The sequence below is a fragment of the Mesorhizobium sophorae genome (assembly GCF_002270415.1).
GTDB lineage: Bacteria > Pseudomonadota > Alphaproteobacteria > Rhizobiales > Rhizobiaceae > Mesorhizobium > Mesorhizobium sophorae.
This window is the reverse complement of record NZ_NNRI01000021.1, coordinates 436907-449273: the sequence shown is the minus strand read 5'-3', so window position 1 is coordinate 449273 and position 12367 is coordinate 436907. Positions and strand designations below refer to the sequence as shown.

Here is a 12367-nt window from a genome sequence, read left to right as displayed (position 1 = left end):
CAGTTCCGAGATCGGAACATGACGCAGGCCTCCCCAGGTAAGCTCGATCGCCTTCCCCGCACCCCTGCCGGATCTACAGCCCTGTCCCTTGATGGATATGGACTTCGCGGCTCGTTGTCCGCTCGTCCGGCCAGGGATGCCTCATATCCGGTTTCTGTTCGTCAGGTCGCGGTTTGCTCCACGCTTCCTTCAGACACCACCTCGCGATGATGCCCTTGCGCTTCACTAAGCCTTCACCTCCATCAGGTTGGCTAAGGGACTTTCACCCTCAGGCGGTCGAACATGCTGGGCACACAACGAAGCCGCTGACGCGGCTTTGGTGCTGTGGTTTGCGGATGAGGCTTCTGTTTTGAAGGATTGCGGCTGTTGAAGCGCAATCTTGAGAACAGGAGATGAGAGATGGCCGAATTAAGCCCTCTTCGCCGGCGCATGATCGAGGACATGACGATCCGCAATCTGTCGCCGGCAACGCAGCGATCCTACATCCACGCGGTGGCGAAGTTTTCCCGGTATTTCGGCCGCTCCCTGGAGCGGCTTGGGTCTGGAGGACGGGACGTCCGGGCCTTTCAGGTGCATCTGGTGGCCGGCTACGGCGCGTCGATAAAACCTGGGGACGGCTTCTCATCCAGATTGGGTTCTTCCGCACATTTGGTGCAAGGGCGGAGAACTTCTCGTCTGGCCCTTTGCCGGGGGTGGTTCAGGCGGCTGCCAACAGCCTGTTTCTCAGCAGTGGATAGCCGGAGCGCCCATACATCTGGCGCTTGATCGTCTTGAGCCGGTTGATCTGTCCTTCGACCGGGCTCGTGCTCCAGGGCTGGGTGATCGCCGCGCGGACGGCCTCGATGTCGCGGCCGATGCCTGCAGCAAGCGAAGCCCGTTCGCTGTCCGTGGCATCTTCGATCCATTGATCGAGGCCGGTATCATCGTCGCCACGGATCAGTGCGGCGAAGCGTCGGGCGAGGTCGCCCGCGATCGAAAGCTCGGCGCGGTTTCGTAGAGATGGCGCAAGAACCGTCCTGTCGGGTCTTCGCTCAGCAGCCATGCACAGTTGCGGCGCGATGGCGGCCGCCACTGCGAGTTTGGTGGAGCGGTCGATGACCGCTCCTTGCGGGCGGCGATCCACCTGTAGACCGTCGCCTTACTGCCTGCAAAGCAGCGACGCTGGATTTCGCTCCACAGCTGCAACCCGTTTTGCTGGCCTGCCTTCGATTATCTCGAACGGTGTTGGCAGGCCCCACCACTGCCGGTCGATGCACTCTCATGTACCAAGATCATTGGCTCAGCAACGGAAACGTGCAATGACGCTATCCACCGGTACTGCCATGGCCCGCTCTAGGTTGCCCCAGTAATACTCGGCACTAGCGAGTAGCTCCTCGCTCTGGGCAGGCGTGCACTCCGCCTTCCAGTATCTGATCAGCGCGAGCATGGTAAGCCGGGCGAGAGCCGAAACTGGCAAAAGTGGAAGTTCTGAATTATTTATCGGCCGGCTCTGCTCGTACCCGGCGACAAAGGCAACGGCATCCTGCCAAGGGTGATCCTGCGAGCGGCCGATCAGGTGCGCGACCGTGTTGGCAGGGTCAAAGATCACCGCGCTATGGACAGTGTCACCAAAGTCAAGGATGGTCTTCACGAAGCCATCGCTGTGCGGATCTACCACGACATTGTTGGGAGCGTAGTCACCGTGTATCACTTGCATTTCGAGGCTGGGCAGCCTCGGTAGCACGACTTCTTCGAAGAGATTGAAGACCCGCTGAGCCAGCAGTCGGTGCTTAGGGTCTGGCGCGTACTCAACAAGTCCCGCCCAATCGAGAAAGTGCCTAATGTCGTAAACTAAGCTGCGCCCGGCAGCTGGATGCCTAAATGATCGCAGCGCAACGTTTACTCGCCCGAGCACATCTCCCGCCTTTGTCAACTGCTCAACGTTGGCATCCAATTGCTCCCATAGCAGGCCTTCGACAAACCAGAAGACGCTGAGTGTTCGACAGGTGCCATCTCCTAAGTCGATTGGAACGCTATCCCTATGGTCAAGGGTAGACGTGATCCGCTGGATCGGCAAGGCGTGAGCGGTATCATCAAGATAACGCATAGCAGCAATCTGCAGGGCCGTAACTGGTTGGGGCTCGTCAGAAGGTGACACCTTTACAAGGTATTCATTCGCATCGGCCTTAAGGCTGAACGTATGGCCTTTTTCGCTGCCCCATCGCTCAAAGTTTCCGCTGAGCCCATAATTGCTCTCAAGTATGTTTTTCAACAGCAAGGCATCGATAGATTCGCTAGATGAGAGCAGGCAGCTCTCCTCTAGGAGCCGCTGCAAAACCACGCCAGGTGATTTGTTCATGTTATTAGAGCCTTCTAAAGAAGCTGCTTCGCTACGATGGCAAAGGTCCCAAGGAATCGAGACACATCGGCAGCGGTGAAAGCTACTGGAGGTCGAACTTTCAACACGTTGCCCGCAGGGCCCGTCCGGCTGATCAGAACTCGACGGTCGCGGAGCTGTTTGATGATGCTTTCGCAACGAAAGGGATCGGGCTCGAGCGTCACTCTGTCCTCTACAATCTCGATCCCAAGATACAGGCCACCGCCTCGGATTTCCGCAACATATGGAGAATCCTTTGTCAGCGTTTCAAGTCCTGCCAGCAAGGTCGCGCCATTCATGACAACGCGTTCACGCACGTTCTCTTGCTCGAACACATCGAGCACTGCTGACGCCGCAGCCACAGAGATTGATCGGCCACCCAGTGTGTTGAAGTAACTGACCTGCTGCCCAAATTCGTCAGATACCTCCGGGCGAAAGACGACGCCAGAGATGGGGAAACCGTTGCCCATCGCTTTACCCATCGTGACGATATCAGGAATGACCGCGTGGCGACTGAATCCCCACATCGAATCTCCGAACTGAGCGAACCCCGATTGAACCTCGTCTGCAATGTAGAGGCCACCAGCGGCGTGAACCTCGTCCACCATTGCCTGCATAAAGCCCACTGGGTGAGTAAAAATGCCGTCGGAGGTAAAGGCGGAATCGGCAATCAAGGCTGCCAGCCTGTATCCATGCCGTTCGAGATCAATAATTGCGGAACGCACTTGATCCCGCATATAACCCTCAAGAGATCCTCCAGCTTCGCAAAGCCGTCGGTCCGGAGCGCCAATGAGTCGGACGTTCGGTCCCAGCGGGGATCCAACGCCTAGCATTGGGGAAAAACTCGCGACTTCACGAGTGCGACCGTGAAACGCCCAACGAGTAGCTATAATACCCTCACCGCCGGTATGGAACCTGGCGACCCGAATTGCCAGATCATTTGCTTCGGATCCGGTGCAGGGCAAGCTTAACTTCGACAGATCAGCCGGGAATGTCGCAAGTAGCCGCTCTGCATAGGCAACCAATGGCTCCTGGGGGTAACGTGTATCGTTATTCACTGAGGCAATCTGGCGAGAAACGGCGTCCGCAACATGCCTGTGGGCATGACCAACGCCCGGAACGTTGTTATACGCGTCGAGATAGTCATTGCCGTCGGCGTCTATTAGGTGGGCACCAAAACTTGAGACAAACTCCACCGGAATCGTTTCGGAAAACTGGTAGCCGGGACCGAGCACCGCGCTCCGGCGTCGGATGATGTCCTGAAGGCGGTCAGGCAGGTGGCTTATACCACTCGCGTCGATCAGGCTGGGGTGGCGCGCGGTCATCTCAGCCTGCCAGTAAGCGATCAAAGAACCCCACCGGACGTTCCGTCGGGCCACCTTGTTTCTGGCGAATAGGAGCAACGCTCTGCATAAGAATTGCAGGTTTAATCTGGGCGCGACATGTTGCAATCGTTACGCTCACTGCTACAAAAAAAAAGCATTCGTTCATTAGGAGTGCCCTAGCGGCTGCTATCAAAGCCATGGCTTTGATCAACAATAGACAGCCGGCGGTCGCGGCTGTCCAATTCAGTTTGCAGATTGTTGTCTTCTCGCGACGAGATGACAACATGCGAGGCGGCGGTCGGAGCCGCGCGCGCTGCCGTCGGGCGCAGCGCGAGTAAGCCGCGATGCGCCCGTTGTTCGCCAGCTCGATGCTGTCATATCCGACGATCGGATCTATCACGCCAGCGCAAGGCGGCGCGAGGTTTAGTTGCGGTTTCAAGCACACCATCACAAGACAGGCGAATCCTTAGTGTCTGAATCAGAATGACCGTCGTGTTTTCATGCCCTTGCGAGCCTTCGGGGGAGCATGCGGATGTTTGCGATGAAGACCCACGCCTGTGCGGATTCGATGGACCGCTCGAAGTCCTTTGCCAGCCTTCGGCATCTGCCCAGCCATGCGAAGGTTCGCTCGACGATCCGCTGTACAATGTTGCGTGGAACTGGTTGTCCGGCTTGGCGGTTTCTGGCCGGCTGGGCCATCGAGTGGCGGAACCCTAAAGACGATCTCTACCTGCGTGTTGTCGATTTCGACCCGGCGGACCACGGTACGGATGATCTGCTGCGTGCCGATCCTGTCAAGGCCGGCGAGCCCTACTTTCACCTTGGCTGAGAAATCTTCCAGAGTAAGCGGTTAGCTGACGGCGTCTGGTTTGAAGTTCCAGGGCATGAGCAGTTCGATTTTGGCTGCGGGCCAGCGCTGAGCGATGCGGGTCAAGGTCTGGGAGAGCCAGGCGAGTGGGTCGACGCCATTCATTTTACAGGTTTGCAGAAGTGTCGCGACGGTCGCCCAGGTGCGTCCACCGCCCTCGCTTCCAGCGAAGAGACTATTTTTTCTCGTAATTGTCTGGGGCCTGATTGCACGCTCGACGATATTGGAGTCGATCTCGATACGACCGTCCATCAGAAAGCGTTCCAGCGCCTCCCGCCGGGTGAGCGCGTAGCGGATCGCCTCGGCAGTCTTGGATTTTCCGGAGACCTTGTGCAGTTCTTTTTCCCACAGGTCGAAGAGGCTCGCGACAATGGCCGCGGACTTTTCCTGACGCAGCGCGGCGCGGCTCCCAGCATCCTTGCCGCGAACCTCGTCCTCGACCTTCCACAATTCGGTCATGGCGGTGATCGTTACCGTCGCGGCCTGTGAGATCCCGCTGATGTGCAGATCGTAAAACTTGCGCCGCAGATGCGCCCAGCACCCTGCGAGCCGGATTGTTTCATTGCCGCCGGCCTTGGCCCGTGCCTTGACCAGGTTAGTATAGGCCGAGTAGCCGTCCACTTGCAGGATGCCCCCGAATCCAGCGAGGTGACGCGCCACGCAATCGGCGCCTCTGCTATCTTCAAAGCGATAAGCAACCATCGGTGGGCTGGTCCCGCCGAACGGTCGATCATCACGCGCGTAGGCCCACAACCAGGCTTTCGTGGTTTTCCCGGACCCAGGGGCAAGGGTGGGCAAGGTCGTCTCGTCGGCGAAGACCCTTTCGCCCTCCTTCACACGCTCCAGGATATAATCGGCGAGCATCTGCAATTCAAAGCCCAGATGTCCCATCCACTGCGCCATCAGCGACCGGCTGATCTCGACACCGTCGCGCAGATAGATTGCCTCCTGCCGGTAAAGCGGAAGGCCGTCGGCGTATTTCGAGACAGCGATATAGGCGAGCAACCGCTCCGTCGGCAGGCCGCTTTCAACGATGTGCGCCGGCGCCAGAGCCTGGACCACGCCGTCACGGCCCCGGAAAGCGTATTTGGGACGGCGCGTCACGATGACTCGGAACTTCGGCGGCACGACGTCCAGCCGCTCGGATCGATCCTCGCCGATCAGAACCTTTTCCAACTCCTCGCAGTCGGCCGGGATTTCCGGCTCGATAACTTCCTCGATGCGTTCGAGGTGGGCGGCAAAACCCTTGCGCGGGCGCGGGGCACGCTTCGGCTTTTCCCCGGCCGCGTGAGCAAGTTCGCTCCGGATCGCCGAAAGGCCGGTCTCGACCTCCTCGAAGACAAAGGAGGCCTGCTCGTCGTCGATGGCCAGGCGTAGCCGCTCGGAACGCGTGCCATGTTGCGTGCGCTGCAAAACTTTCAGGATCGACGTGAGGTTGGCAATACGCTCGTTGGCGCTTTTCTCGACGGCTTTCAGCCGGGCGACCTCCGCCTCAGATGCTGCGATCCGAGCTTCGGCGACTGCGATCCGGGCCTCGCTCGCAGCCTGCTCGCGAGCCATGGAAAGGATCATCGCCTTCAGCGCATCAACGTCGTCGGGAAGGGCAAGATCCGGTAGAACCATGGCAAGCAACAGAGCACAAAAACAGCCGCTTTCCCAACCGTTACAGCCCCATGATTCATCTTGCCGCAGGCCGGTTTCAGCCCGTCGATAACGGCCGCCTGACCCTGGCCGGACGGATCTTTTTCCAGTCTAGCCCGGCCAGAAGCGCCATCAACTGGGCGTGGTCGAGACGCATGCGCGCGGCCGATATCGCAGACCAGCAGAAGCTGTGATCTTCCAGAGTCTTCGAATAAAGACACACCCCGCTGCCGTCCCACCACACGATGCGAACCCGGTCCGCACGCTTCGAACGGAATACGTGAAGCGCCCCCGAGAACGGGTCCAGGCCGCCGTCCCTGACCAGCGCCATCAAAGATGCCGCGCCCTTGCGGAAGTCGACCGGCTGGCACGACACGTAAACCACCACACCGGAAGCGATCATGCCTTGCGAACCGCGCGGATGATCCTCGCCAGGCGATCGGGATCAACATCGCCGCCGGCGCGCACCACGGCATCGCCAATGACGATTTCCACCGTGCCGCTGCCCACCGCTTCAAAGCGCGTGAACTTCGCCGGCTTGCTCGCTGCCTCCGTCAGTGGCGCAACCATGCCCGACGAAAGCGCCTTGCGGCGCCACGCATAGAGCTGCGAGGGATCCAGCCCCTCGGAACGCGCAACCGCCGACACATTGCCCCCTGGCGAGAACGCTTCGGCGACAAGCCGTGCCTTCTCGTCTTCCGACCGATGGCGCGGCTTGCGTCGGGACGGCACAGGCTCCGCCGTCAAAATCTCGAATGTTCGATGATGGCTCATACTGTCGCTCACAGGATTCTCCGCATGATTCATGCTGAAAATGAGCGATCAACCGCCTGCACGCTACGTGGGGATGCCTACGCGCTTACCTTCCAGACGGTTGATCAGGAGTGAGAGCTCGTGTTCGTTCTCGGCCACGTCGACCGCTGCCTGGTGCCGCACCTGAAGCTGAGAAAGGCGTTGTTTCAGACCCGCGATCCGCGGTTCGAATTCCGCCTTGTCGATGATGCCCTCGGCATAGCTGTCGATCAGCCGACCGATGCCACGACGCAAGGTGGCCATTTGTAGTTCGAGGCGGGCGATCTCCTCCGGCTCACGGACTGCGTCACGGGCCGCAAGGAGGCGGCGACGGTATTCCTCGGCCATGCGGCGCGGGTCCTCCAGGAGACCTTTGACTTGATCCCACACCGCTTCTTCCAGGTGATCGCCGCGCACCTGCGGGTTGTCGCAAACGGGGTGGCCGCTGAAGCGATAACCGTCCGTGCCGATACAGCGATAGTAGCGCAGCGTGTCCGTCGGGTCGTACTTACGGGCGCGAGGTGCGCGCTTGCCATAATAGGCGTAGCCGCAACGCCGGCACACCGCGAGGCCCTGCAGCAGCCAGTCCGAGCTCGGCGTGCGTTGGCGCTTGCGCTTCCGGTTCTCCTCAAGCTGAGCATGGACCGCCTCGAATTCGGTCGGATCGACGAGCGGGGGAACAGGAATTTCGATCCACTCTTCAGGCGGTACGGGAACGCGCGAAGTGGCGTGCGGCGAGGGTTGTGAGTGGCCGCGGATCGGCCGCAACCGCGGTCGTGTCGGCACGTAGCGGGCTCGCCCGAAAGCGGCCCGTCCGATATAGGCGGGATTGGCGAGCATGCCGCGGATCGTGGAGGCGTACCAATGCGTCGTTCCTGTCCGCGTCCGGCAGCCGATCCGCTCGAGCCGGCGGCATACCCCTCGCAAGCTCATGCGATCCAGGCCGACCCATGCGAAGATCAGACGAACAATGTGTGCCTCCTCCTCCACGACCTCAAAGCGTGCCAGGCCGCCACTCTGGTCGCGGCTCACATAACGGTAGCCGAAGGGAGCACCCGTCAGCGCGCTGACGGAGCCGGAGCGTGCCGCGTGACGGCGACCACGCCGGCTCCGCTCGAGGATTTTGGCCCGTTCATATTCGGCGATCACACCCTGAACCTGAAGCAATAGATCATCCTCGGCCGTGCCACCAATGGGGCGGTTGAGGAACACGATCTCCACACCGGCACGACGAAACTCGTCGATCAGCAGCGCCTGATGGGCATAGCGGCGGGCGAGCCGATCGGGGGCGTGGACATAGAGACGGTCGACTTGGCCACCGGCAACCGCATCCCTCAGCCGTTCCAGCGCCGGTCGAAGCAATGTCGAACCACTGTAGCCGTCATCCACGTAGCTGTAACCTGGCTCAAGCATGAAGCCGTCGGTGGCAATGCGTTCCTGCAACGCAATCACCTGACTTGCAATCGTGTTATCGCGCGCCTGCGCCTCGCTCGACACCCGCGCATAGAGCGCACATTGCGTCTCGGTCATTGCTCACCTCCCGATCTCGTCATCGCTTTCGTCACCTTCGATGAGGGGTCCGCTCGACGCTTCTGCCGTTGCTTCGTGCGCCGTACCGTCGGCACAAGATGGGCGTAGGCCTCGAGCAGATGTTGGGGGCCGGTTCTTGTCGCTTCGAACGACACGTGTATGCGCAGCACAGGGCGATCCATGCGCCGGACCATGTGCGCCTCCATCGGCCGGCTCGTAGCTCGGCCGTCGATGGCGCATTAAATCCGCAGTTGGCTCTGATTCGGCCGCGACAAATCGACTCGCATCCCAACCGCGGCGAACCTCAACAAGCGACCGCATACGGCGTGGACGCTCAATGCGCACCGACCACTCGAAACCAAACTTGGCAACATTGTACAGCGGACTACGACCCATCGGCGCGGCAGGACCTCGAAGCCTTTGGCGCTGTCCGACCGCTTGACGATCTCCATCGTGAACGTGCCGATCTTTTGCAGGGCGCCGCGCAGTTTCGGCCCCGCATAGCCGCCATCGGCAAAGACATGGCGCAGCCACGGCCAGCGCTTGAGGATGGATTTCAGGACGGCCGGGGCGCCGTCGCGGTCCTGGATGTCGGCGGCGTGAACGACGACGCCGACCAGCAGGCCCAGCGTGTCGACGACGATGTGCCGCTTGCGGCCCATGATCTTCTTGCCGGCGTCGAAGCCACGAACGCCGCCGCTTTCGGTGGTTTTCACGCTCTGACTGTCGATGACGCCGGCGGACGGGCTCGCCTCCCGGCCTTCCCGTTCGCGCGCCGCCATGACGAGTTCGTTGTTGATGGCGCGCAGCAATCCTTCGTCGCGCCAGTGCCAGAAGTATTTCTGCACCGTCGAGAACGGGGGGAAGTCCTTGGGCAGAAGCCGCCATGCTCCGCCCGACGACGCCATGTAAAGCAGCGCGTTCACAACCTCGCGCAGGTCCGTCTTGCGGGGCCGGCCGATCCGGTTCGGCGCCGGCATCAGCGGCTCGATCAGCGCCCACTCCGCGTCCGTCAGGTCGCTTGCGTAGCGCGGGCAGCGCCGTTCATAGTGAGGGCGAGTGGTTTCGGTCCAGGGCATCGTGATCTCCGTCGTATCTCAGCAATCCGACAGAATCACAACCCGCTGAAATCACTCACCTCTTTTTGGAACGGACACTTAGACTTCAGTGCGGCTCCGACCTCTGCTTCTGGCGGTCGTTCAAGACCTTCAATGACGCGACGCTGACCGCCCTCCTGGGCATCGAATTCCGGCTACCAGGTTTCGACCGCTTCGGCGGATGATGTACTCGGGGCCACTGACACTACGGATCCGTACGATTAAGGCCGCATAGTGATTGGTACCTCGCGTCGCTAGCCCGTCTTATTCATGAGCGCGATTGCGCGTTTGCCGCCAGCGAGCCGGCGCGGATGGTTGAGGCGTCTTTTTCACCGCGGCTTGGGCTGGACTTGTTGAACGCGCTGGAGGGTAGAGATGTGGGGTTCGGCGGGGGCATTCGATATGCCCCGGCGCTCATGGTGCTGCCGGCTGCAGCGTGATGGCGATCGCGCGGAACAAGCTGTCTTCGGGACAGGCTGCGGCGAAGGCCAGGCGGATGCGCGAGACGGTTTCGGTGACGCGGGCGCCGAGCTTAAGGAGCCTGAGCCGCAAAGTGGCGAACTCGGCTTTGCTGAGCTGGTGGGTTTTGGGCACCGCGTCACGCAGCGTGAGCATCAGCCAGTATGCGGCAGTGTGCAGGACGAGGCGCACCTGATTGGCAATTGGTGAGCGGCAGGAGGTGCGGTCCGAGGCAAGCTGGCTCTTGTGCATCTTGATCAGATTCTCGGCCTGGCCGCGGGGGCAATAGACCACGTCGTAGATGTGCTGGGCCGAGCCGTTGGCGAGGTTGGTGACGACGAAGCGGATGTCGAGGCCGAGCTTGGTCGCCTCGATGCGGGCGCAGGCGCGGCGATGCATCTTCCAGGATTTCGCTTTGTATCGGGTCTCGGTGTAGCCGCGCAGCGCCGGCTTGTGCTCGAGCGCTCGGCGGGTACGGATATCATCGGCGACTTCATCGACGAGACGCTGGAGAACCTTGTTGCCGGGCAGACCGAAGACGTAGTCGACCGCATTATCCTCGCACCAGGCCATGACCTGCGCCCGCCCATAGGGGCTGTCACCGCGGATCAGAATGCGGGTTCTCGGCCAGCGGGCGCGGATCATCCGGACAAGCCGGCGCAGATGACCGCGGATCTCTTTGCCCGTCGGCGTCTTTCCCGGACGCAGGATCATGGCGACCGGCCGCCCTGTCGCGGCGTCGTAAATGTGGATCGGCAAGAAGCAGCGCTCGTCGTAATGAGCATTGAAGAGCGACAGCTGCTGATGGCCGTGAACGGCATCGAGCGTGTCATCGATGTCGAGCGTCACGCTTTTGGGCGGCGCGACATAGCTCGACAGCCACAGATCCACCAGTACCCGGCCCAGCCGGATGACAGTGCGCAGGTCCGGCAGGTTCTCCAGCCGCGAACACGTCGGCTGCGAGCACAGGTCATTCCCACTGTCGGGCAGCTGACCACAGGCGAGCTTGAAGGCCGGATCGGTGCGCAGCCGATCGAGATCGTTGGCGTCCTCATAACCGCAGGCGATGGCGAAGATGCGGGCGCGCAGGATGTCAGCCATGGCGTGCGTCACGCGCGCTGGATCGCGCGGATCCTGGATCGCAGCGGCAAGCCTGTCAGCCAGGTGCAGCCGCCGCTCGGCCGCGGCCAGCAGCATCACGCCGCCATCCGAGGTGATGCGTCCGCCGTCAAACGCAGCTGTGATCTTCTTGCGTCCAACGGCTGGAAACGAGAACGGCAGCAACGTATCGTCGGTCATGGCGGGTGTGGCTCGCAAGATGTGGGCGACAGGAATGGCTTCAGCACCAAAATCCTACGCCACATCAATCGCTTAAGCTACATCCGCCAGCCCCTCAGACGGGTCGTCGTGCATAAGACGGGCTAGAGCGGGCTGCCAAAGTGTGAGAAGGTCAAACGGAGAGTATGGGGTAGCGTCGCCTTAACATTTTCGGCGGACTTTACGGGCATGAGCCCGCACCCGCCCACCGATATTATGACGCTCCGATACAAGCGTCATCGTTTTCCTGCCGAGATCATAGCGCATGCGGCGTGGCTCGACTTCCGATTTCCACTGAGCCTGCGTCATGTGGAAGATATTCTGGCCGAGCGCGGCATCGAAGTCTCGTTCCAGACTGTCGCGGAATGGGCTGCCAAGTTCGGCCGCGGATATGCCCGCTCCATCCGGCGGCGGTCCAGGGGCAGTTTTGCCGACAAGTGGCATCTCGACGAAATGGTCGTTGCTATCAAGGGCAAGAAATTCTGGCTGTGGCGGGTCGTCGATGCCGATAGCTATGTTCTCGATGCCTTGATCCAGAGCCGCCGGAATAAGAAGGCGGCCTTGAAGCTGATGCGAAAGCTGCTGAAAGGGCAAGGCATCACGCCGCGCGTCATGATCCCCGACAAGCTCAGATCCTACGATGCGGCCAAAGGGAAATCATGCCAGGTGTCGAGCATCGATCGCATAAGGGGCTGAATAACCGAGCGGAGAATTCTCATCTGGCAGTTCGGCGGCGAGAACGAGGTATGATCCGGTTCAAGTCGGCACGACAATGCCAGCGCTTCGTTTCCATCCATGGCCCGATCGCCAACCTCTTCAATCTTCACCGGAAACATCTGATAGCCGCCGATCACCGCGACATTCGAGCCGCCGCTATGGCGGTCTGGAGGCAAATCGCTTTGTCGACAGCCGCGTGAAGAGGCCACATCGGGGCATCCCGTGCCCAACCCAAGTTAAGGCGACGCCACCGTCTTCGCCAAAA

The 12367-nt window shown here is 60.8% G+C and carries 8 protein-coding genes and 4 pseudogenes; 2 read left to right on the top strand and 10 right to left on the bottom strand.

Annotation, left to right across the window (positions count from 1 at the left end):
• Nucleotides 1–399: 399 nt before the first annotated feature.
• Nucleotides 400–585 (top strand): annotated as a pseudogene (locus CGZ66_RS30390) (phage integrase N-terminal SAM-like domain-containing protein); the annotation flags it as partial.
• A 112-nt stretch (nt 586–697) separates the two neighbouring features.
• Here the strand turns inward: CGZ66_RS30390 and CGZ66_RS30385 are convergent.
• The 10 genes and pseudogenes from CGZ66_RS30385 to CGZ66_RS30330 all read right to left on the bottom strand — a co-directional run bounded on the left by CGZ66_RS30385 (nt 698) and on the right by CGZ66_RS30330 (nt 11367).
• Entirely contained in the window at nt 698–1123 is a 426-nt protein-coding gene (locus CGZ66_RS30385) for a transposase (RefSeq protein ID WP_095090424.1), read from the bottom strand.
• A gap of 156 nt (nt 1124–1279) precedes the next feature.
• The gene (locus CGZ66_RS30380; protein ID WP_095090423.1) at nt 1280–2338 is read right to left on the bottom strand and encodes a phosphotransferase; all 1059 of its coding nucleotides are present in this window, start codon (nt 2336–2338) and stop codon (nt 1280–1282) included.
• Nucleotides 2339–2352: 14 nt separating this feature from the next.
• Entirely contained in the window at nt 2353–3681 is a 1329-nt protein-coding gene (locus CGZ66_RS30375) for an aspartate aminotransferase family protein (protein ID WP_167392305.1), read from the bottom strand.
• A gap of 498 nt (nt 3682–4179) precedes the next feature.
• A pseudogene (locus CGZ66_RS41865) lies at nt 4180–4317 on the bottom strand (IS5/IS1182 family transposase); the annotation flags it as partial.
• A 214-nt stretch (nt 4318–4531) separates the two neighbouring features.
• Nucleotides 4532–6172, bottom strand: a complete 1641-nt coding sequence (tnpC, locus tag CGZ66_RS30365) for an IS66 family transposase (RefSeq protein WP_095090422.1) — start codon at nt 6170–6172, stop codon at nt 4532–4534.
• Between the two features lie 76 nt (nt 6173–6248).
• A complete protein-coding gene (tnpB, locus tag CGZ66_RS30360) occupies nt 6249–6593 on the bottom strand; it encodes an IS66 family insertion sequence element accessory protein TnpB (RefSeq protein WP_023693549.1) in 345 nt (114 codons plus the stop codon).
• Nucleotides 6590–6976 carry a transposase gene (locus CGZ66_RS30355; RefSeq protein ID WP_095090381.1) on the bottom strand — a complete coding sequence of 129 codons (387 nt, stop codon included), beginning with the start codon at nt 6974–6976 and terminating at the stop codon, nt 6590–6592. Before CGZ66_RS30355 ends, tnpB begins: the two co-directional genes overlap by 4 nt.
• Before the next feature lie 51 nt (nt 6977–7027).
• Entirely contained in the window at nt 7028–8512 is a 1485-nt protein-coding gene (locus tag CGZ66_RS30350; RefSeq protein ID WP_245331301.1) for a recombinase family protein, read from the bottom strand.
• A gap of 380 nt (nt 8513–8892) precedes the next feature.
• Nucleotides 8893–9591: pseudogene (locus CGZ66_RS30335) on the bottom strand (IS5 family transposase); the annotation flags it as partial.
• Nucleotides 9592–10023: 432 nt separating this feature from the next.
• Entirely contained in the window at nt 10024–11367 is a 1344-nt protein-coding gene (locus CGZ66_RS30330) for an IS1380 family transposase (RefSeq protein WP_095090420.1), read from the bottom strand.
• A 207-nt stretch (nt 11368–11574) separates the two neighbouring features.
• On the opposite strand from CGZ66_RS30330, the pseudogene CGZ66_RS30325 reads away from it, so the two are divergent.
• Nucleotides 11575–12302 (top strand): annotated as a pseudogene (locus CGZ66_RS30325) (IS6 family transposase).
• The last annotated feature ends 65 nt before the right edge of the window (nt 12303–12367 follow it).